The sequence below is a fragment of the Streptomyces sp. NPDC093097 genome (assembly GCF_044754325.1).
Classification (GTDB): Bacteria; Actinomycetota; Actinomycetes; order Streptomycetales; family Streptomycetaceae; genus Streptomyces.
On sequence record NZ_JBIVOW010000001.1, the window covers coordinates 43651 to 64830 of the forward strand.

The 21180-nt window shown below is 68.3% G+C and carries 20 protein-coding genes; 6 read left to right on the forward strand and 14 right to left on the reverse strand.

The genetic code is table 11. The annotated features are described in order from the left end of the window. Positions 1-67 precede the first annotated feature (67 nt). The 10 genes from ACIQE0_RS00220 to ACIQE0_RS00265 all read right to left on the reverse strand — a co-directional run bounded on the left by ACIQE0_RS00220 (position 68) and on the right by ACIQE0_RS00265 (position 10010). Positions 68-1501: an FGGY-family carbohydrate kinase gene (locus tag ACIQE0_RS00220; protein ID WP_402327896.1), complete on the reverse strand. Its 1434-nt coding sequence runs from the start codon at positions 1499-1501 to the stop codon at positions 68-70. 119 nt (positions 1502-1620) lie between these two features. After that, positions 1621-3084 carry an FAD-binding oxidoreductase gene (locus ACIQE0_RS00225; protein WP_366330184.1) on the reverse strand — a complete coding sequence of 488 codons (1464 nt, stop codon included), beginning with the start codon at positions 3082-3084 and terminating at the stop codon, positions 1621-1623. 62 nt (positions 3085-3146) lie between these two features. Continuing rightward, complete coding sequence (locus ACIQE0_RS00230; protein WP_366330183.1) at positions 3147-3923, reverse strand: SDR family oxidoreductase; 777 nt, start codon at positions 3921-3923, stop codon at positions 3147-3149. A 50-nt stretch (positions 3924-3973) separates the two neighbouring features. After that, positions 3974-5242 carry a nitrate/nitrite transporter gene (locus ACIQE0_RS00235; protein ID WP_402327898.1) on the reverse strand — a complete coding sequence of 423 codons (1269 nt, stop codon included), beginning with the start codon at positions 5240-5242 and terminating at the stop codon, positions 3974-3976. A 267-nt stretch (positions 5243-5509) separates the two neighbouring features. Next, complete coding sequence (locus ACIQE0_RS00240) at positions 5510-6076, reverse strand: glycerol-3-phosphate responsive antiterminator (RefSeq protein ID WP_366330181.1); 567 nt, start codon at positions 6074-6076, stop codon at positions 5510-5512. Between the two features lie 159 nt (positions 6077-6235). Beyond that, the gene (locus ACIQE0_RS00245) at positions 6236-6688 is read right to left on the reverse strand and encodes a DDE-type integrase/transposase/recombinase (protein WP_402327900.1); all 453 of its coding nucleotides are present in this window, start codon (positions 6686-6688) and stop codon (positions 6236-6238) included. 58 nt (positions 6689-6746) lie between these two features. Then, positions 6747-7367 (reverse strand): hypothetical protein, encoded by a 621-nt coding sequence (locus ACIQE0_RS00250; protein WP_402327902.1) that lies wholly within the window; start codon positions 7365-7367, stop codon positions 6747-6749. A gap of 6 nt (positions 7368-7373) precedes the next feature. Then, entirely contained in the window at positions 7374-8462 is a 1089-nt protein-coding gene (locus ACIQE0_RS00255; RefSeq protein ID WP_402327904.1) for a WXG100 family type VII secretion target, read from the reverse strand. A 1-nt stretch (position 8463) separates the two neighbouring features. Further along, complete coding sequence (locus ACIQE0_RS00260; RefSeq protein WP_384094526.1) at positions 8464-8778, reverse strand: ESX-1 secretion-associated protein; 315 nt, start codon at positions 8776-8778, stop codon at positions 8464-8466. A gap of 818 nt (positions 8779-9596) precedes the next feature. Then, complete coding sequence (locus ACIQE0_RS00265; RefSeq protein ID WP_402327906.1) at positions 9597-10010, reverse strand: hypothetical protein; 414 nt, start codon at positions 10008-10010, stop codon at positions 9597-9599. A 45-nt stretch (positions 10011-10055) separates the two neighbouring features. Here ACIQE0_RS00265 and ACIQE0_RS00270 point away from each other — a divergent pair, with 45 nt between their 5' ends. From ACIQE0_RS00270 to ACIQE0_RS00290, 5 genes are all read left to right on the forward strand, one after another. Beyond that, positions 10056-10505 (forward strand): hypothetical protein, encoded by a 450-nt coding sequence (locus ACIQE0_RS00270; protein WP_402327908.1) that lies wholly within the window; start codon positions 10056-10058, stop codon positions 10503-10505. Next, positions 10502-10729 (forward strand): transcriptional regulator, encoded by a 228-nt coding sequence (locus ACIQE0_RS00275; protein WP_402327910.1) that lies wholly within the window; start codon positions 10502-10504, stop codon positions 10727-10729. The genes ACIQE0_RS00270 and ACIQE0_RS00275 overlap by 4 nt, the downstream gene beginning before the upstream one ends. Positions 10730-10982: 253 nt before the next feature. Further along, positions 10983-11927 carry a phosphorothioated DNA-binding restriction endonuclease gene (locus ACIQE0_RS00280; RefSeq protein ID WP_402327912.1) on the forward strand — a complete coding sequence of 315 codons (945 nt, stop codon included), beginning with the start codon at positions 10983-10985 and terminating at the stop codon, positions 11925-11927. Positions 11928-12344: 417 nt separating this feature from the next. Further along, positions 12345-12959, forward strand: a complete 615-nt coding sequence (locus tag ACIQE0_RS00285) for a hypothetical protein (protein WP_402327914.1) — start codon at positions 12345-12347, stop codon at positions 12957-12959. Between the two features lie 349 nt (positions 12960-13308). Continuing rightward, on the forward strand, positions 13309-14679 hold the full coding sequence (locus ACIQE0_RS00290; RefSeq protein ID WP_402327916.1) for an erythromycin esterase family protein: 1371 nt from the start codon (positions 13309-13311) through the stop codon (positions 14677-14679). 115 nt (positions 14680-14794) lie between these two features. Here ACIQE0_RS00290 and ACIQE0_RS00295 read toward each other — a convergent pair whose 3' ends face one another. Genes ACIQE0_RS00295 through ACIQE0_RS00305 form a run of 3 tightly spaced genes read right to left on the reverse strand, consistent with a single transcriptional unit; the run spans position 14795 to position 18991 of the window. Beyond that, the gene (locus tag ACIQE0_RS00295; protein WP_402327917.1) at positions 14795-17554 is read right to left on the reverse strand and encodes a molybdopterin-dependent oxidoreductase; all 2760 of its coding nucleotides are present in this window, start codon (positions 17552-17554) and stop codon (positions 14795-14797) included. Next, positions 17551-18390: an FAD binding domain-containing protein gene (locus ACIQE0_RS00300; protein ID WP_402327919.1), complete on the reverse strand. Its 840-nt coding sequence runs from the start codon at positions 18388-18390 to the stop codon at positions 17551-17553. Before ACIQE0_RS00300 ends, ACIQE0_RS00295 begins: the two co-directional genes overlap by 4 nt. A gap of 34 nt (positions 18391-18424) precedes the next feature. After that, on the reverse strand, positions 18425-18991 hold the full coding sequence (locus ACIQE0_RS00305) for a nucleoside deaminase (RefSeq protein ID WP_402327921.1): 567 nt from the start codon (positions 18989-18991) through the stop codon (positions 18425-18427). Positions 18992-19133: 142 nt separating this feature from the next. Here ACIQE0_RS00305 and ACIQE0_RS00310 point away from each other — a divergent pair, with 142 nt between their 5' ends. Then, complete coding sequence (locus ACIQE0_RS00310) at positions 19134-20102, forward strand: antibiotic biosynthesis monooxygenase (protein ID WP_402327923.1); 969 nt, start codon at positions 19134-19136, stop codon at positions 20100-20102. Between the two features lie 126 nt (positions 20103-20228). Here the strand turns inward: ACIQE0_RS00310 and ACIQE0_RS00315 are convergent, their stop codons facing one another. After that, positions 20229-21131: an RNA repair domain-containing protein gene (locus ACIQE0_RS00315; RefSeq protein WP_402327925.1), complete on the reverse strand. Its 903-nt coding sequence runs from the start codon at positions 21129-21131 to the stop codon at positions 20229-20231. Positions 21132-21180: the final 49 nt, after the last annotated feature.

The following is a 21180-nucleotide window of genomic DNA, read 5'->3' on the forward strand; positions in this document are numbered from 1 at the left end:
CAGCCCGCTGATCCGAACGGAACCGCCTCGGCCACAGCACGACGAGGAGTTGCGGTGTTGCAGGGAGTCAGCCGAAGATCTCGTGACTCTGCCGGTAGATCTTGTCGGTGTGTTCTCGCACGCTCCGGTACACCTCGCCAAGCCGCTGGTAGGTGGCGTGGTGTGCTGCGTTCGGCATGAAGACCGGGCCCGGGCGGACCATGTGTGCGACGGCCTCGTCGGTGTCGGCGTAGATGCCCAGGCCGACCGCCGCGCAGATCGCCGCGCCCAGGCCGGCCGCGCTGGAGGCTTCGGCGCGGCGGGCCGGGACGCCGTAGACGTCGGCGTGGATCTGCATCATCACCTCCGAGCATGAGCCACCGCCCGAGACGATGACCTCCTGGAACGGCGTGCGGAGTTCGGCGGCCATGCGCGTGGAGGTGTCGTGGACCGTCAGGGCGAGGGCTTCGAGGATCGAGCGGTAGATGTGGAAGCGCCCTTGCCTGCCGTCGAAGCCGAGCAGAGTGCCCTTGCGGAACGGGGCCTCGGCCGGGGCGAGCCAGTCGAGGACCGTCATCAGGCCCTCGCAGCCCGGCGGGACCTTCTCCGCCTGCGCATTGAGGTAGTCCTCGATCGAGAGCCCTGCCGCTCGGGCGTGGACCGCGGCCTCCTCGCCGAGCAGGTCGCGGTACCAGCTGACGGTCCACATGCCGCGCCGCACGCCCGCCGACTCATACAGGTAACGGCCGGGCTCGCTTGCGTAGTTGGTCCAAAAGTCGCGAGCGCCGGTCACATAGCGTGGCCCGGTCGCCATCCCGGCGACGTAGGTGCCCAGTGACACCAGCAGCGTTTCGGGGGCGCGCAGCCCGCTCCCCAGCGCCTCGACAGCCTTGTCGTTGGCGGTCGCCACGACGGGGACGCCGGCGGGGATGCCTGTCTGCGCGGCCGCCTGTTCGGTGACCTCACCGAGGATCTCGCCAGGCATGACGAGGTCGAACAGCATGGAGCGCGTGACCCCGAAGGCGGCCAACTCCTCGGAATCCGGGGACCATTGCCAGGTCGTGGGATCAACGGGCCATATCCCGGCGTAGTTGGCGGCGGTGTCGCGGAAGGCGCCCGTCATGCGGTGGGTGATGTAGCCGGACGAGGTGGTCACGTACGCCGCGTCCGGTGCCGCGTGCGGCTGCGAGACGCGTGCGTCCATCCAGCTCATGACGGGCTGTGCCAGCGTGCCGTCCGCCTTCAGCACCGCGCGGCAAAAACGGATCGTGCACAGACCAACCCCCACGATGTCGGCCGGGTCTCCGGGGAAGGCCGCAAGTGCTGCCTGGCTCGCCTGGCCGATCGTCGTCCACAGGTCGTCGTCGGGATGCTCGACGACGCCGGGGCGCGGGGTGTGATACGGGCGCAAAGCGGCGCGGCCCTCGCTCACGGCCCGGCCGTGGTCATCGAAGACAGTCACCTTCGAGGACTGGGAGCCGTTGTCGATGCCGATGAAGTAGCGGGGACGGGTGCTGGTCATGCCCACTCCGGGGTACGGGCCGGACTGCACTGTCCGGCAAGGGGAGGTAGAGGAGGCCGCCCCGCCGCGTGGGAGACGCAACGGGGCAGCCGGCGGACGCCTTCGGCCTGTTAAGCGGATCAGCCCTCGATCGGGAAGATCGTGCCCTTGTTCATGATCCCGTTCGGGTCGAACGCCTCCTTGAGCTTGGCCAGCATGTAGTAGGCGCTGCCGTGCTCCTGCCGCGTCCACGGTGCCCGGTACTTGCCGATGCCGTGGTGGTGCACCATCGAGCCACCGACCTTCAGGGACTCTTCGACGATGATCGCGTTCAGCGGGATGTGGTAGGTGTGGATCTCTTCCCGCGGCTCACAATTGATCTTGTAGTCGTAGACGAAGTACAAGTTCGTGCCGGTCTGGTAGCTGTGCGAGGAGTGGGCACCCAGCATCACCAAGTCTTCCGCCGCCGGGAACTCCGTGCGGATGCGACGCATGACGTTGTCGTAGAGCTCGACAGTACGCGACCAGTCGACCGACACCTCGGTGGTGTAGCCGAGCTCGGCCTCGTCGAGCATGTGCTGCTTCTCCGCCTCGATCTTCTCAACACCCCAGTTGAGGTTCGCAAACCACGTCCCGATCAGCTGCGGATCAACCTTCGTGTGCGGGTGCTGCGCCGCGACCCGCTCGATCTCCTGGCTCGTCGCGCGCACCAGCCCCTTGGGGCCCTCGGCGACAAACACGACGACGACCTTGCCCTGGTAGAAGTGCGCGAAGTGCTGGCGGGCGTCCTCGGGGGAGTAGACCCGCACCACGGAGGGGTGGTAGCCGTTGGTGATGACCTCACGGATGATCGCTATGCCGGTCGCCATGTCCTCCACGAGGAAGCCATGGAACTCGTCGTTCTCCGGCTGGTACTTGAAAACCTTCACGGTGACTTCGGTGATGTAGCACAGGGCGCCCTCGTTGCCGATGACGATGTGCCGGATGTCCGGGCCCGCCGCGCGACGCGGAACGTTCTTGATCCGCGTGACGGTCCCGTCAGGGAAGACCGCCTCCAGACCCACCACCATGTCCTCGATCGCGCCGTAGAGCGTGGAGAACTGGCCGATCGAACGGGTGGAGACCAGACCACCGTACTGCGCCAGCGGCTTGGACTGCGGGGAGTGCCCGGTGGTCAGACCCTGCTCGCGCAGGCGGTCCTCCAGGAACTGCAGCGGCACCCCGCACTGGACGGTTACCTGCATGTTCTCGGCATCGATCGCAACGATCTCGTCCAGTCCCGAGCCATCGAGCACGATCGTGTCCTCGACCGCGGTCTCCAACCCGCCCTCGGTACCGGTGCGACCGGTGCGGGCGACCACGTTGATGCCGTGGGCGTTGGCGAAGGCCAGAACGCGCGAGACGTCCTGAGAGCTGCGGGCATTGACGATCGCCGCGGGGATCGGGCCGTCGTAGATGCCGTGCACGGACTGGTACTTCTTGAAGCGGTCGACGCTCGCCTGCTTGAGCTGCTCCTCGTCCGTGACGATCTGCTCGGCAGAGACGAGGTCCTTCAGACGGGCGATGATGTCTTCGCGGGTGAGCTTCGAGGACGACTGGGCCATGATGATTCCACCTCGTGGTGTTTCGGTATCAGGTGCGGTGGGAGTGCGCGGGAGACGGCGGGTCAGCGGACCAGATAGCCTCCGTCCACCGGCAGCACATGGCCGTTGACATAGTCCGACGCGCGAGAGGCAAGGAAGACGGTCGTCCCCATCAGGTCGGCCACATCCCCCCAGCGCCCGGCCGGAATGTGGTCCAGGACCCGCTGATTGGTCTCCGGGTTCGCCCGCGTCGCCTCGGTGATCTTCGTGGCGAAGTAGCCGGGAGCGATCGCGTTGACCTGGATGTTGTACGGGGCGAGCTCGTCACAGTACGCCTTGGTCAAGCCCGCGATGCCATGCTTGGTGGCCGCGTAGGCGGGGGAGTACTGGCCGCCCAGGAACGAGAACAGCGACGCGATGTTGATGATCTTCCCCGAGCGTTGCGGAATCATGAACTTCGCCGCCTCATGGCTGAGTTCGAAGGCCGCCGTCAGATTGATCGCGACCATCGGATCCCACTCCGCACGGCCGAACTCCTCAACGGAGGCCAGGTTGCAGATGCCCGCCGAGTTCACCAGGACATCCACGGAGCCGAACGCCTCCACACAGCCCTGGACGATCTGCCGCGGCACGCCCGGCGCCGTCAGGTCCGCCTCCAGGAACTCCATACGGCGTCCCTCGCCCTCGATCAGCCTGCGCGTCGTGCCGTCGTCCTCGGCGACCGACGGGATGAAGACGTTCGCGCCGGCCTTCGCAAGGGCGAGCGAGAACGCCTGCCCCAACCCTGTGTTGCCGCCCGTGACAATGGCGTTCTTGCCGTCGAGGGAGAAGAAGCCGCGGTGGAATGCGGTGATGTCCATAACAAATCCTGCCTTCAAGGGGACGGTCTCGGGGAGGAACGAGCCGGGAGTCAGCCCGTCACGGCGGCCACGGGCGGCGCCGCATCGGGGGAGGACACGGCGCGGGAGGCCAACTCCCGGGCACGAGTGCGGGTCGTGAGGGTCGTGACGAGGAGGCCCAGCAGCGCCATCGCCAGCAGGAAGACGAACATCGCCGTGTAACCGCCACCGTGCTCAGGCACCGCCGGGGACGCCGAGGGGTCCCCGATCCACCAGGCACACAGCGACGGCAAGAACGCATCCGGCAGGAAGGCGATGCCAGAAGCCAACCCGATGACACCGCCGCGCTCGTTCTCAGGGATCTCCACCTCGCCGACGGTCGCGAAGTACACGCCCCGGCTGGTGAAGACGAACAGACACAGCAGGAACATCAACGCCAGGGCCACCCACATGTACGCAGGCTCCTGCGGCAGCACCAGGAAGATCACCGCGACGAGGGCACTCCCGGCAAACATCCACCGCAGAAGACGCGGCGACGACTTGGTGACCTTGTCGACCACGATGCCGCCCGCAGGGCCGGCGACGAACTGGAAGACGTAGGTGCGGATCACCCCGATGACGCCGATGAGCCCAGCAGCCATCCCAAAGCGGTGCTCGAGAAGCGGCGAGAAATAGCCGAGCGTCGTGTAGAAGCAGTACATGAGCATGGCCGTGATGCCGATCAGCCACGTGTACTTGTTCCGCACGGCCAGCCACAGCTGCCGCAACGTCACCGACGACGAACCAAGGTTCGCCAACCTCTCGGCATCACTCTTCACCCAGAACCACACCATGGCGGCAAAGGCGAAGCACAGCACCCCATAGAGTCGGATCAACCAGATGACCCCGGCAGACTGCACAACGGCCGTCGCGACGATTCCGGTTCCGACAAACCCCACCACCGTGGAGGTAACCCCACGTGTGCCTTCCAGGAACCCAAAGAGACGCCCTTGCTCAGAAGAGTCCCCGAGCATGCCGATCGCCTTGACCAACGCCGGCCAGTAAAGACCCATGCCCATCACGGCCATCACCACATGGGCAGCCATCGCACCCCAGTACCCAGGCGCCTGTGCCAGGTACAGATCGGCCACACCGGTCCCGGCCAGCGCCGCCACGATCAACGCCCGCGGCTCGAACCGGTCGGCGAACCAACCGCCGAGGAAGTACATGACCACCGCAACGGCGCCGAACACCGAGATGATGTTGCCGTAGTCCTGCGCCGACAGGCGCAGCGCCTCGGCGGTGGGGCCGAGAAAAACGAAGCGGATGTACGCGACCTGGAAAACGATCCCGCCGGACATGGAAAGGATCAGAAAGCTGACCCATCTACGTGATGTGGACAACGCACAACCACCTCTTCGTGGAAGCTCAGAACCCGAGAAATCTGGAAACAAAAAAGAACAGCACTCCTCGACGGTTGAGGAGTCACTGTTCTCTGGTCTCTAGTAACTGCTCCGGCACTGGGTCGGAGCCAATGTGAAGTTGTGCGGACCCTCTCGGTCCGTTTGCGTACCGTACGAGTCAGGGTTTCCCGATGTCAACCCCTTCTTTGCCTTCTGCAGGGCAGGTCACATGGCCCAGACGTCCCGATTGGACGAGGCGATGGCGCACGCCCCCGCCTTGAGCGCCGCGAAGACGTCGTCACGATCACAGACGAGCCCGCCGGCGATGAGCGGCACGTCGATGTCTGTCACGGCCCAGGAGATGACCCGAGGGATACAGCCAGGCAGGATCTCCACGCAGTCTGGCTGTGACATGCGTACCTGCGGGGCGAGATTGCGGTACGACAGCGAGTCGATGAGAAAGAAGCGGTGCACCGCGAACAATCCCAGCTCACGAGCAGCCCGCACCATGAACGCCTTCGAGCTGAGGATCCCGTCCGCAGCGGTTCTCTCCTTGATGAACCGCACGACGATCTCTTTTCCCCCGAAGCCGTCGAGCAGGTCGACGTTCACCAGGACCACACGCCCATCGTCCTTCAGGGCCTGCACGATCTCGGGGAGGTCCAGCAAAGAGCCGTAGAGCAAAAACACGATCTTGCAGTCGGAACGCAGCACCGCCCGCAGCCCGGACTCGTCCAAGACGCTGGCGACGACCGGGTGCTCCTCAAGCAGCTCTGCCAGAGCAGTATCCATAGCGATCTCCCGAGTGAACCGCTCCGGGTTCGTTGGAGAAGTGTGGTGTGTGAGTTTCAGGTGTTCTGTGCGGCTTGGCGCGAATAGTAGTACATCGCCTTGTATTCGAGAGGCGAGAGGCTGCCGATGCTGCTGCGGAGGCACTGCCGGTTGTGCCAGTCAGCCCAGGTCAGGGGCGATCTCGACGTCGCCGAGGGTCCGCCAGAGTCCGCCGGGCTCGATGATCTCGGTCTTGGACAGGCCGATCGGGGATTCCATGAGCCCGTTGTCGTAGGCGTCGCCGACGGTGCCGACGCTCAAGGCAGCGTCGGCTTCGCGGAGCCGGTCAGTGTAGCGGAGGGACACGTACTGGCCCCCGGCGTCGCTGTGGTGCAGGAGTCCGTGCAGGTCAGCGGTCCCGTCGCGGTCGCGGGACCAGATGGCCGTCTCGAGTGCGTCCAGGGCGAGATCGGTGCGTTTGCGGCCGGCCACCCGCCAGCCGACGATGCGCTGGGAGGAGATGCCGAGGACGAAGGCGACGTAGACGAAGCCGGCCCAGGTGGCGATGTAGGTGAAGTCGGTAGCCCACAGCCCGTTCTTACGGGGCGTGGATCCCGGGCCGTCCTGGCACACCCTGGGCCACTTCCGCGACGCCCGGAGGTGACGGTACGTCAGTGAGCCTGCGGCCCCCTTACTCCGGCCAGCGCCATGCCTGTTCGGGGAAGCCGTCGATCAGGGCCACCAGAGTTTCGGCGAGGGACAGCAGGTCCTCGTACGTCTTGCGTCCGGATGTCCACCCGATCATGCGGTTTCCCTCGATGCGCCAGCCCATCCGGGCGTCGTGCATGAGCCGTTCCATGGCGTACGTGCTGATGAGAGCCGCGAAGTCGGGATCGTCGGCGCAGTAGCGGACCAGGTGGCTGCCGAGATCCGGCAAGTCCCTGCCACGGCCCGTGACGCGGTTGAGCGCGGGAATTCTCCGCTGCCATACGGACGATGCCAGTCGTCGGTCCGTGACAGCGGTCGCGGGGAGCGCCCGGGGCAATGGGAGGACGGCCGCGGAGTATGTGTGTCCGCCTGGTGCGCTGTTGCCGCCTCCCCCCGTGCGCTTCCATGCCAGGAGGTGGAAAAGACTCGCCTGACGGCCCTGGATGGTGCCCTGGAGCAGGTCACGAAGAGCAAGGCCATCGACGCCGAGGCTGAACGGGTATCCGAGGCGGTCGAAGGTGTCGAGGTGGTCCCGGCCATGCTTGCGGTATGTCCAGGCCGGATCGTCACGGAAGCGTTTGATGCTCTTGCGAACCTCGAACACGATCGATCAATCGTCCGTTGCCGTGTTGGCGCCGTTGAATTCGCCGTAGATGATGCCGTCGATCGCGATCTCCTGAAAGGCGGGGAGGGAGGCAGGCCCGCCCTTGCGGTGCTTGCCGCTGATGGCCTCGTAGAGTTTGTCTCCCTCGTGGTTGGCGGCCCCGGCAGCGGCTCCCCCCGCACCGCTGAAGGCTATGTCCCGTAAGACGTCCTTCTCCTGGTGGTCGATCACTATGTCCGCCTCGTCCGCCGCGGCCTGCCCGCCCGCACTGCCCAGCCCGCCCATAGCGATCTTGCCGGCCGCATTCTCGCCTTGGAGTGTTGCGGCGATGGTCCCTCCGGGGGCCCAATCCGTTCCGTGCTTTCCAGTGCTCTCTGCCCACGTGCCCACTTTCTCGCCCAGCTTGCCCGCACCTTGCGAGATCCCGGCACCAACGCCCGCGGCCAGGGCGGCATCCCGGAGGTCCTGTTTCCAGGTGATCTCCTGCCCGGTGAGGGCCTGTCCGCCGACGTTGCCGATGAAATTGGCGCCGGTCCCCTTCCCGAACTCGATAGTGAACTTGAGCAGCTTGCTCGTCTCCATCGCCTTCTTCACCGTCTCGATCGCCTTGGCAGCCCTGATCAGAAGCTGTCCGAGTCGGGTGACCTCGCCCGCAGCCTCGGCGATCTCCGCTGCGGCCGCGCCCGCCGCTATGGCATCGGAGAATCCTGCGGTCAGCACTGTCAGGCCAATGCCGATCGCCGCCGTCGCAGCGATCTCCTCGACCACACGATGCACCTCGTCGTTGGCCTTCTGGATGGCATCGGCGGTGGTGTCCAGTTGATGAGCCACGGACTCGAACTGCGGCAACACCTTCTCCACCTGGCCCCTGGTGTGCGCCCAGTGCGAGTGAAAGGCGTCCGCTGCGGCTCCGGTCCAGTTGTCCCCGAGCCGGGCGACCTCCTGGTCCTGCTCCTCGACGGTGCTCTTCAGATCATGAGCCATGTACCGCCATGCCTCGGCACAGGACCGCAGCACGGACGGATCCCCGCCAGGGTTGAACAGGTTGAAGCTCTTCTCGATCTGCGGCTGCTGCTCCTGCTGCCGGCCGGTCATGTCACTTCCCTCCGAACTGCTGCGCCTGCGCGGAATCGACTTCCTGATAGGAGGCCACGGTGTGCTGCAGGCCTGCGGCATAGTGCTTCAGCCCGGCACTCAGCTGCCGCAGGGAAGTCACTGTGTGACGGGTCATCTCCACGTACTGGGAGAGGACCTCAGTGGACTCGGACATCACACCGAAGGCGTCATCCACGTTCTCCGCACGGGTGGCGAAGGTGCTGATGCGGCCGTCCAAGTGGTCGGAAGAGGAAATGAAGTCCTTGGCCAGCGCTTCAACCGGCTCGGGATGCAGGGAAAAATGCTCGTGTGCCATGACAGTCCCCAGGGCGAAGCCGTACTCGATCAGTTCGCCCGGCCAATGTAGGCAGACCACCGCCGCAGATTCTGGTCAGCAGCTATCGATTTGACGCCCCATTGATGCGATCCCCAATCCCGCATACGAGTTCGTGTCGCTGACCAGATTGGCCCGACCAGAGTGAGCACAGCCACGTGACCAGCAGACCTCAAGATCACGGATGGGCGGAGCTGTCGCCCTCGCCCAAGAGCGAGGGATGCGCATGGTTCGTCACTGCGGGCTGATGTCCCCGAGTACTGCTTCGTTCGGATTGGAACGCGCACACGAAGCCGTGCTCTTCGAGCAACGTCAGCGCCGGTCCCAGTGACGCGAATGTCTTGAACCGCCGGGAGCCGCGACGACGCCGTCGCATCCGCAGCGTCCGTCGGCGCGTTCGAGGCGGTCGGGCGGCTGATCTGTGACCAGTTGCTTGCGGGGTTCGGAAGACGACGAGTGGTGTCTGCTGCCGCAGGGTTGCGGTCAGCTCCTCGACGATGCTCCCTCTCGGGACTCGAAATACGCACACGCAAAAGAGAGTTGCGACCCTTGCGTGGTACGCGCACAGCAGGGCTTGGGTGGTCTGCTCGGGTCGGTTCCACGCCCACCGGGTGCATGCCGAGTCGGTGCCTGGCCCGCAGCGCGCTCGGACCCGGGGAAGTGGGCGGGGCGTAGGTTCTTCCCGGCTTCCAGCGCGGCGCCTGCGTCTCCTCTGTCTGTCGGTCGGCCGCACCGGACAGTGCTTCGTAGACCTGACGCTGTCGACGGGCAGAGCGCCCAGCTGTCCGACCGGCCTGCGCTCATTTCCGATCCCCGGCGGGCTCGCGATCTGCGGCCTTGGTGCTGTGGGAGTGAACCCGCCCGTTCCGGTCGATGATCGGCCACTTCGGGCCGAGTTGCCCGCCGGTGTGCTCCTCGACGCCTCGCCGGACGCGGGACCAGCCGAACTGCATGATCAGCGCCACGATCGGGACCCTGATCACTACCGCGATGAAGTCGGTCTTGCCCCAGAAGTCGGGGCTGGACTTCCAACCCTGGATGACGACGCCCAGCACGACGAGGGCGAGGAAGGCCGGGCCGACGTAGCTGCCGTAAGGGTGGAACGGCATGCGGAACGGGCTTGCGGGGATGACCCCGGCGTCCGACAGCCGGCGGAGCCGCAGCTGGCAGACGAACAGCGAGAACCAGGTGACGATGGTCCCGACCGTCGACACCTCAAGCGCGATGACGTCGGCGACCTCGGCCTCGCGGGAGACAAGGTGCGGAAACTGGAATTTCTGCTCGGCGAGGCGGTCGAGGCAGGAGCAGATACCGTCATCACTCTCGGCGCCCTGCAATCGAATCACGCCCGGCTGACCGCCGCGGCGACGGCCCGACTGGGGCTGCGCTGCGAGTTGGTGCTCTACCGTTCGGTGCCCCGGAGCGGTGCCGCCTACGAGGAATCGGGCAACATGCTCCTCGACCGCTTGTTCGGGCCCGTGATCTACACGGCGACACGTCCGGTGCTTGCCCGCCACCACCGGACTCTGTATGTCCTCGCGACGACGGCAGGCGCAGCCGTCTACACACTCACTGTCACGCTCGGCACGGTGTTCTTCTCCGGCGAACCGCTGTGGTGGGGACCGAGTGCCATCCTGTGTGCCATGCCGTTTTTCGTGATCGGCATCCTCGACCGCAAGGCGGCCCGCACCTTCGGAGCCAGGCCGTGACGCATCCGCGCAAGTCCCTCGACACCTTGATCCACGCCCCGGTGCGGTTCTCCATCGCCGCCGTGCTTGCCGCGGTCGACGAGGCCGACTTCAAGACGCTCCGCGACACCATCGAGATCACGGACTCGGCCCTGTCCAAGCAGATCGCCCTCCTGGAGCAGGCCGGCTACGTGAAGGTCCGAAAGCCTTTGTCGGCAAGCGTGCGCGTACCTGGCTCTCCTTGACAGGCAAGGGGCGCGTGGCCTTCACCCACCACTTGGCCGCCCTTCGCGACATTGCCGGGTGGGAGCCTGGGCAGGCGGACGAACGGGGGGACTCGGCGACGTGAGGGCAAGGATCCTGCGCTCACCAGGGCAGTGGGAAACGATCAGCATCAGTGTGGGGAGCAAGGTTCCCTGGCATTCGTAGAAACGCCCTCACCAGCGGGCTCCGGCGCCCGTGATCCGGTGTCCGTGATCCCAACTACCCTTGCGGGTCATGGATTGGCTTGATCGGGTTGCGCAGTTGAGGCAGTGGAAGAACAACGACGTCCGGGCTCCGCACAAGCCGTTGCTGCTGCTGTACGCGCTGGGTAGCTATCAGCAGGATGCCGACGGCGAGTTGCGCTTCAGCGCGGTCGAGGACGAGCTCAAGCGGTTGCTCGTCGAGTACGGCCCCTCGCACGCGACGACTCCCGCATACCCCTTCCACCACCTCGTCAGTGACGGTGTGTGGGAGGTCAGGACCGATCAGGGGCCGGGAAGCCCCGGAAGCGGGGTCCGGGTCCTTCGTTCCAGCGGAGGCGCCGGTCGTCTCGCTCCCGGCCTGCGGGCCGCGCTCGCAAGGGACTCGTCGCTGCTGGGCCGGCTCGTCCGACTGCTGCTGGACACCCACTTCCCGCCGTCCCTGCACATGGACCTGTGCGAAGCCGTCGGTCTCGACCTGGAGATCGCCGAGATCGGACCCGTGACCGGCACGGGCGCCCCAGCACGACGGCAACGTGATCGCCGGATGCGTGAACTCATACTCACCGCCTACGAGTTCCAGTGCGCGTTCTGCGGTTACGACGGGGTGCTCGGCGGGAGCGCGGTCGGGCTGGAGGCCGCGCACGTGCGCTGGTGGTCACACGCTGGGCCGGACGCGGTCGACAACGGCCTGTGCCTGTGCTCGCTGCACCACAAGCTCTTCGACAAGGGAGTGCTCGGCCTCGGGGACGACCATCGCATCCTCGTCTCCCAAGGCTTCGTCGGCCGCAGCGAGGCCAGCCGGCAGCATGTGCTCGCCCTCGCCGGCCGACCGGTCATCGGCCCGCAGCCAGGCAACGCGCCGGTTGCGCAACGACACCGCGAGTGGCACGCGCGGCAGGTCTTCCACGGCGCACCCCGCAAACCCGCAGGCACCCCGTGCACATCACGTGAGGTCAGCCGCCCAACTCACCGATAGACGGCCGGCCTCGACCGAACTCGGGCCTGCCGCTTGACCGCCTGCCCCGATCAGGACCGAGCGGATCAAGCCCATCCGGTTCCTTCCCGGCCTTCCCCGTTCCTCCCGTCCGGTGTCCGGCCGGCACCCCGGCTTTTATCGGCAGTGATGCTGCCCGGCCTCAGGGTGGGGCGGGGCGCTTCACCAGCGCCGTCCATGCCCTCATCTGCTACCGCCGACGCACCAATTGGGCTGACTTGGCTGCAGGAATCGGCAATTGACGGTCCCCCATATCAATTTCGGCCAGGTTGATGACAAATCCTTCCCTGTGATAACTAACCGCACCGCTTCCCACTAAGGTCACTTCAGCTCCGCAACCCAAGCGCCGCACGGTCATCGTGCGGCGCCTCGTGGATCCGTCGATTGGACCGGTGTGAAGTGAACATCAAGTACCGTCATCTGCTCGGTCGTTCATTGGTGTCGGCGGCCCGGAGCCGGCTCGCCGCGGCGGTGGGGGTGGTCGCGCTGCTGGTGGCCGCCCTGACCGGCACGGGCGCCGGCGTGGCCAGTGCGGCACCCCAGAGATCGGTCGCCGCCGCGCCCCAGGAGGCCCCTGGGTGGGTCTGCCCCGGCACGCCCATACCGTCGGGTTACGTGGTCACCGGCCGCGCGCCGAACGGGTGCAATGGTGCCGGCGCCTGGTACCTGCAGCCCGTGCAGGACGGGATCTGGACCTGCGCCACCTCGCCGATCCCCCCGGGCTACGTGATCACCCTCCACAATGCCGTCGGCTGCAGCGGCATCGACTCCTGGTACCTGCAACTGGCCCGCGACGGCCAGTGGACCTGCGCGGGCTCGCCCATCCCGCCCGGCTACGTGCTCACCGGCCACAACAACGCCGGCTGCGGCAACATCGGCTCGTGGTTCCAGCAACTGCCCCGCGTCGGCCTCTCCATCTGCCCCAACACGCCTGTGCCGGCCGGCTACCGCCTTACCACCTTCAACGCCAACCTGTGCAACGGCCTCGGGGGTTGGCTCCTGGTCAAGGCCTGATCCGAACGGGTCTGCCGGAAGGCGCCGCGCGTCATGCGGTGTCTTCCGGCCCGACCGCGGAAGGCGGCCGCCGTTCGCGGCCTGTGCAGCCGGCCGGTTCGTGAGTTCCCGCGGGGGCGATCCGTGCGAGGACTTCTCGGAGATCCGGAGATCCGGAGATCCGGAGATCCGGAGATCCGGAGATCCGGAGATCCGGAGATTCGGGGATCTGGAGCACCGGATGCCGGAGTCCTGGTCATGGGGTTATCCCCAGGGAAAGTGTCGGGGCGGCCTCAGCGCGCTCGGGCTGGTGTGGGCGTCATGATCTTCTCAACAGCGGTTGACGGCACATGGGTTGGGGAGTGTTTGCATGATGGGGAATGGGAAGCGGCTTGCGGCGGTGGCTCTTGCGCTGGCCACGACGTTGGCCCCCGCGGCGGCGTACGCGGCACCGACGGTATCCGCGGCCGTCACCGCGCCGGACCCCGTCCGCGCGCTGGACCGGATCGCGCATCCGCTGCTGTCGGCGGAGCCGGGCGCCGATTCGGCTGACCTGCGCGACCTCGGGGTGATGGTCGGCGATGCCAAGGTGGTGGGCCTGGGCGAGGCGACACACGGCTCGCATGAGTTCTTCGCGTTGAAGGACCGGGTGTTCCGTTACCTCGTCGAGCAGAAGGGGTTCACCACCTTTGCCCTGGAGATGAGTTGGTCGGCGGGCCTGCGGATCGACGACTACGTCCAGCACGGCAACGGCAACGGCAACGGCAACGGCCACGGCAACGGCGACGCGCGGCAGGTTGTGCACGAGGCGATGGCAGGTTCCCCTTGGGACCGCGAGGAGTTCGTGAATCTGGTCCAGTGGATGCGGGACCACAACCGCCGGCACCCCGATCGGCCGGTCCACTTCCTGGGCGACGACATCGGCGCGCCCAGGCTCGACGAGCGCGTCTTCGACGCGGTCACCGACTACGTCCGGCGGGCCCATCCGGAGTCCCTGCCGCGCCTGGACACGCTCCTCACCGGCCTGCGCCCGCTCGACGACGCCATCGGCTACCTGAACCGACCGCTCGCGGAACGGCAGCAGAACGCGGCCAAGGCCCAGCAGGTGCTCAAGCTGATGGAAGGGCAGGGAGAGTCGGAGTCGGACAATGACGACTTCGCGTTCGCCCTGCAGAACGCCCGCAACATCGCCCAGACCTACACCTTCCTCGCCGTCAATGTCGACGACCAGGCCTCGTTGACCGCCATGGAGCGCTATCGCGACGAGGTGATGGCCCAGACCACGGAATGGTGGCAGCGGCGTACCGGTGGCAAGGTCCTGCTGTCCGCCCAGAACGGCCATGCCGGTTACACGGCCAGTGATCCCCTGACGTATCCGAAGACTCAGGGTTCGTTTCTCCGCGACACCTTCGGTGCGGACTACGTTGCCGTCGGCACCACCTTCGACCAGGGCTCCTTCCTGTCCAAGGGTCAGGCGCTGGGCGGTGAGTGGGAGAAGTTCACCGTCGGTCCGGCCGGTCCCGGCACGAATGAGTACACGCTCGACCAGGTCCGGTACCGCGATTACTACGCGGACCTGCGCAAGGCGCCTGCCGCCGCCCGCGAGTGGTTGGACGTCTCGCGTCCGACGTACGACGTCGGCACGGAGTTCCCGGTCGAGAAGCCGGCCGAGCTCGCCATCGGCCGGGCCTACGACGTCCTGGTCCACTTCCACACCGTCCGGGAGGCGAAGAAGCTGTAGTACCCAGAGGCCGGCGGCGCTGACGTAGTAGACGAGGAAAGGCCGGCGAGGGTGCATGCCTGGCCCAGGGCGGCGACATCCGGGCATGCGTGCCTGCATGCCTGCGAGCGCGGTCTCAGGACCGCCGCCCGAGTGTGAGGTACTCCCGCGCGGTGGTGGTCGCGCGGGCGGCGGCGAGGGCCAGGCAGACGCGGTCGCGGGTCAGCGGCAGGACGGCGAAGCGGATGCCGGTGGCGTCCCGTACCGCGTTGGCCAGGGCGGGGGCGACGGGGGTGAACGGGCTCTCGCTCATGGACTTGGCGCCCAGTGGCCCGAGGGCGTCCGCGGTGTCGGCGAAGTAGACCTCGGTGCGCGGCACGTCGCCGAACGCGGGGATGTGGTAGTTGCGGAAGGTCGTCGTGAGGAGGTGCCCTTCCGCGTCCCACAGCAGGGACTCGTACAGGGCCGCGCCGACGGCCTGGGCGACGCCGCCCTCGATCTGGCCGCGGCACTGCATCGGATTGACGACCCGGCCGGCGTCCGCCGCGTGGACGCTCCGCAGGATCCTGATCTCGCCGGTCCCGGTGTGCACCGCGACCCGGAAGCCCTGCACGTTGAACGCGACCGAACGGGGCGAGCCCTCGCTCGTGGCGGTCGCGGACAGCTCCCGGCCGGCGGCCCGGGAGCGCGTCGCGAGGTCGGCGAGCGGGATGCGTGCCTGGCCGCAGCGCACGTGGTCGTCGGCGGGTGCACAGGCGGCCGGCTCGACCCCGGCGCAGTGCGCCCCGGCGGCGATGATGCGGGTTCGCAGTTCCTCGGCGGCCCGGGTCGCCGCCAGTCCCGCGACGACGATCCCGGTGGAGCCGAACGCGCCGGTGTCGTGGCCGAGACGGTCGGTGTCGGCGTGCATGATCCGGATCCGTTCGGGTCGGGTGCCGAGCACGCGCGCGACGAGTTGCCGCTGTGCGGTCGTCGTGCCGTTGCCGAACTCGGCCGTGCCGGTGGTGAGTTCGTAGTGTCCGTCGGTGCGCAGGGCGATTCGGGCCTCGGCGTGGTGTCCGTGCGGCGGGATGGTGTCGATCATCCCCAGGGCCATGCCCTGGCCGACGCGCCATTCCGCTCCCGCCGGCGGTCGGGCGCCGACGTCGCGGCGCAGCGCCGAGCGGACCAGGGCCAGGCACTGGTCCAGGCCGTAGCTGCCGATCTCGACGTCGTCCGGTGCGGCGCTGAAGCTCCGCATCGGATCGCCCGGCCGGATCACGTTGCGCTCGCGGAAGGCGATCGGGTCCATGCCGAGCGCGCGGGCCAGTTCGTCCATCGCCGACTCGACGGCGAAGATCGTCTGGCTGAGTCCGTAGCCGCGGTAGGCCCCGGAGGGCACGGTGTCGGTGTAGACGGCGTAGCCGTCGACCTTCTTGTTCGGGCAGCGGTAGACGGCGATCGACTCGTTGCAGCCGTGGACGACGGTGGTGGCGTGGTTGCCGTACGCGCCGGTGTTGGCGACCACCCGCAGCTGCAGTGCGGTGAGGGTGCCGTCGCGCCGGGCCGCGGCCTTGACGTGCACGCTGACGGGATGGCGGACGGCGGTGGCGGTGAACTGCTCCTCGCGCGTCAGCTCCAACTGCACCGGCCGACCGGTGCGCAGTGCCGCCAGCGCGACGACGTCCTCGGTGAACATCTCCTGCTTGGCGCCGAAGCCGCCGCCGACCCGGCCGCACAGCACCCGGACCCGGTCCCTGGGCAGCCCGAAGAGGGTGCACAGGGCGTCCCGGGTGAGGAACGGCACCTGACTGCTGGTCCGGACGGTGAGCCGGCCGGCGGCGTCCAGCCAGGCGAGCGAGGCGTGGGTCTCCAGGTGCGCGTGCTGGAGGCGGTGACTGACGTAGGTGTCCTCGTGGATGACGTCGGCCTCGGCGAAGGCCGCCTCGACGTCGCCGAGGTCGCCGTGCACCTCGGCGGCGATGTTGCGGCCGGCGTCCGCGACGTGCTGCCCGGGCCCCTTGTCGCCGTGCAGCACCGGAGAGCCGGGCGTCATGGCGTCCTCGGGGTCGAACACGTCAGGCAACACGTCGTAGGTGACAGCCAGTCGGCGGCAGCCCTCCTCCGCGGCGGCCACGCTGTCGGCCACCACCGCCGCGACCCGCTGCCCGGCGAAGCGGACCACGTCGTCGAAGAGGCGGGTGTCGGACGGGTCGAGGTCGGGGTCCTCGTGCCGTCCCGTGGAGTACCGGCGGGCCGGCGCGTCCTCGTGGGTGAACACCGCCCGCACCCCCGGCACCGCACGCGCGGCGCCGGTGTCGATCGCGGTGATCCGGGCGTGCGCGTGCGGCGCGTGCACCAACTTCGCGTGCAGCAGGCCCTCGACGCCGACGTCCAGGGTGTAGCGGGCCGTGCCGGTCACCACCTGCGGCCCGGCCGGCGCCGGCAGGTTCCGGCCCACCGACTGCCCTTCGGGATCGTCGTCGACCCGTACGACACCGTGGACGGCGTCCTCGATCGCGCGGTAGCCCGTGCACCGGCACAGGTTCCCCTTCAACGCCTCGGGGAGGTCCCGCCGTTGCTCGGGGTCGAGCGCGGCCACCGTCATGATCAGGCCCGCCGTGCAGAAACCGCACTGGAACCCCTGCGCGGCCAGGAAGTCCCGCTGCACCGGATGCAACGCGGCGTCGCCGGCGAGCCCTTCGACCGTGGTCACCCGGCGGCCGGCGGCGCGGAACGCCGGGAAGAGGCAACTGTGCACCGGCTCGCCGTCGACGTGCACGGTGCACGCCCCGCAGTCCCCGGCGTCGCAGCCCTTCTTCACCCCGAACCAGCCCAGCTCGCGCAGATAGGTCCGCAGACACTGACCGGGCCGCGGCTCCCCGGTGAAGACCCGGCCGTTGACCTCGATCCTCATCGCGCGCCCTCCTCCCGCCGCCAGGCCAACTCGGCGCGGATCTCCTCGGCGAACCGGACGGTCATCAGCCGCCGCCAGGCCGGGGCACCGTGCACGTCGTGGTGGTAGAGCCGCGGCGGAACGGCGCGCTCCAGCGCGGTGAGGAGCTCCGCCGCCCCGGGCAGCCGGGGGAAGGCCAGGCGGACCGGGCGGACGGTGGCGGCGGTCACGGTCAGCGTGAACGCACCGTCCTCGGGCGACCGCCGGCCGATGAGCAGTGCCGCGGAACGGCCGTGCGGGGTCAGGGAGATGCGGCGGAAGGCGGTGCGGCAGCGCAGCGCGGCGGCCGGCAGGGTGACCGAGCGCAGCAGCTCACCGGGCGCCAGCACGTTGCGCTGCGGGCCGGTGACGAAGTCGAGGGCGGCCACCTGCCGCACCCCGCCGTCGGGCCGCCAGAGGGTGCAGACCCCGTCGAGCGCCGTGGCCAGCGAGATCATCGGGCCCGCGGGCAGCGCCAGACACAGGTTGCCGCCCACGGTGGCCTCGTTCCAGACCTTGAACGAACCCAGCAACGCCCGCCGGCACTGACCGATCAGCGGGGCCGCGGTCCACTCCGCAGGCGGGTCGATCCGGCCGAGGCGGGCCAACGTGCAGGTGGCCGCGATCTCCAGCCCGTCGGCGTCGACCCGCCACGGTGGCCAGTCGAACCCCCGCAGGTCGATCAGGCGGCGGAGATGGGGTTGGGGTTCGGAGAACAGCCAGGTGCCGCCCGCCAGCCAGGCATCGCCCGGCCGCCAGGTCGCCTGGGCCGCGCGGCTGGGTGCCGCCACGACCGCGGTGACGGTGTTGAGATCCATCCGAACCCCCAGGCGGGCCGGTCGGGTTGGGCGGTCAGTACGGGTGCCGGTTCGGCTTGTCCGTCCATGCCTGGTAGGCACGGGCGCCCAACTCCGGGTACATCTGCGCGATGGCGATGCTCCGTTCGCCGGGGGGCTTGCGGAAGTCCTCGTACTGGAAGGCGTCGCTGAACCCGATCTCCTCGGTGGCCTGCCAGTCACAGCTGAAGTAGACGGCGTCGATCCGCGACCAGTAGATGGCGCTCATGCACATCGGGCAGGGGGCGCCGCTGGTGTAGATCGAGCAGCCCTGGAGCATGCGCGCACGCTCCGGCAACTGGTCCGGAGAACCCTCCGGTCGGGGCACCAACTCCAACGTGTACGCGTTCTGACGCACCTCGGAGACGGAGGGCGCATCGGGGTTGAGGAGTTGGATCGCCTTGCGGATGGCCTCGACCTCGCCGTGCGCGGTCGGATCCGCCGTCAGCAGCACGCGGTTCTGGCCGCGCGCGATGATCTCGCCGTCCCGGGTGATCACCGCGCCGAACGGGCCGCCCCAGCCCTCTTCGACGGATTCGGCGGCCAACGCGACCGCCTCGGCCATGAATTCCTTGTGCCCCATGACCGGTGCCTCCGATCAGAGCGTCGCGTCCGGCTCCCCGTGGAGAATGGTTGAGCGGAAGAACCCCCACCGCTCAATCAAACATCAATCTCACAAAGGCGCCTTTATGCCCCATATGTCCTTATGAACTAGTCTAGTAAGGGTGAGTTCCCCTGCAAGCCGTGGCTCCCGCAGCGACGTCGCGACCGTTGTGATCTCGCAGAAGGTCCGCGCGGGCCGGGCGGACGACTACCGCCGCTGGCAGGAGCGCACGAACGAGACCGTGCGCGGCTTCCCCGGATTCGAGGGGACGGAGCTCTACCCGCCCGAGGCCACGGGCGAGAACGAATGGGTCGTCGTCTTCCGGTTCGCGCACCTCGACCAGCTGTCGACCTGGCTGGATTCCGAGGCGCGCCGGGCGCTGATCGAGCAGGGACGCGACCTCTTCGAGGAGCCGCCCGCACAAGAGGTCCTCGTCGGCGGCACCCCCGTCCACGACTCCGTGACCGCGGTGATCTCCCACGAGGTACGACCCGACCAGGAACAGGACTTCGTGCGGTGGCAGGACCGGATGCTGGCGGCCCAGCGGACCTTCCCCGGCTTCATGGGATCCGAACTGTTCCGCCCGGTGCAGGGCGTCCAGGGCAAGTGGGTCGCGGTCTTCCGGTTCGACAACCGCCCGCACCTCGACGACTGGCTCGCCTCCGCCGCGCGCACCCGACTCCTCGACGAGGGCCGCGACTTCTTCGTCTCCTACGACGTGCGCAAGGTCGGCTCCGCGTTCGGCAGTTGGTTCCGCTTCGACACGCGTGCGGAAGAGGGCGCACCGCCCAACTGGAAGCAGGCCATGTGCGTGCTCCTGGCGCTCTATCCCACCGTCAAGGTCCTGAACCTCACGGCGGGTTCCCGCTTCACCGCGCTCGGCGTGCCCGGATACCTCAGCCTGTTCGTCTCGAACGTGCTGAGCGTCGCCATCCTGACCTGGCTGCTCCTGCCGTTGATCAACCGCATCTTCGCCTTCTGGCTGGTGCCCGCCCGCGCCCGGCCCCTGCGCACCGAGCTGGCGGGCGCCGCGCTGGTCGCCCTGTGCTGGGCGACGTTCCTGGTGCTCTTCGCGGTGACCACCGGGTGAGGGGGCGATGGCACGCTGCCGTGTGCCGTGTGCCGTGTGCCGCAGGCGCGTGGGGGACCCGCCGTCGTGGTTCGGCGCGTGGCAGGCGGGCCGCCCGGCAGCGCTCTGCCCCGCCTCACCATGACGTCACCTGTCGGTGATCTCGGAGAGCCATGCCGTGTCCTCCGGGCCCGGCGCTTCGGGGCCGGGTGCGGGCAGCCAGCGGACCGTGCCCGAGCGCAGCGCGACCGTGGCCCGTGGCCGCATCGGCCCGTCGCCCCTGCGGGAGAGCAGGACGAGTTCCCAGACCGTCGCCGTCATGGCGTCGAGCCGGGTGGCGCAGTCGGCGGTGACGCGCAGCGGATCCCGGGTCCGGCCCAGGGACAGATGCGGGGTGAAGTCCTTGGCGGGCCCACGACAGCGCGGGAACCGCTGCTGCAGCACGCGGTGCAGACCCGCCCACGGCGTCGTGCCGTCCGCCGCCGGATCGAGCCACACGGTGACGTACGCCCGCTGCCGGAAGGTGCGCACCCGGCTCAGCCGGACGGTGAAGACCGGCGTCCCGGCCGCCGCCGCGGCGAGCAACGGGGCCGCCCGCTCGAAGTCGGACTCCGGAACGAAGCCGAAGAGCACATTCACGTGCGGCGGCCAGCGGTGGATCTGCGGATCGTAATCCCAGCGGATGTCCTGGATCGCAGGCCAGAGCTCGGCAGGCGGGACCCAGGCCACCGCGGTGCGGTTCGTCGGGGAGACATCGAGGACGTCGGCGGGCTCGCCCCCGGCGAAGCTCGGGTTCGCCCGCGGGTCCCGCACCCGGCCGGCCCCCGACGCGTCGATGCGGTCCACACCGGTGGCCCGGTCCCAGACCACCTCGCCGTCCGCCTCGATGAACATCACCCGGTGCCACGGGATGTCGCCCCCGGGCACAAAGAAAGGCAGCGGGACGCGTGCGACGGCGTCCCTGCGCTGGCTGATCCCCAGCACGAACCGGGCCGGGTCGAACCGCGGGTCCCAGCGGACCTGGTGATAGACCTCGTCGCTGGTCCGCATCACGCCTCCTCTCCCGCTTGCGCACGTCCCCTTCCTCCAGGGTGCCGCC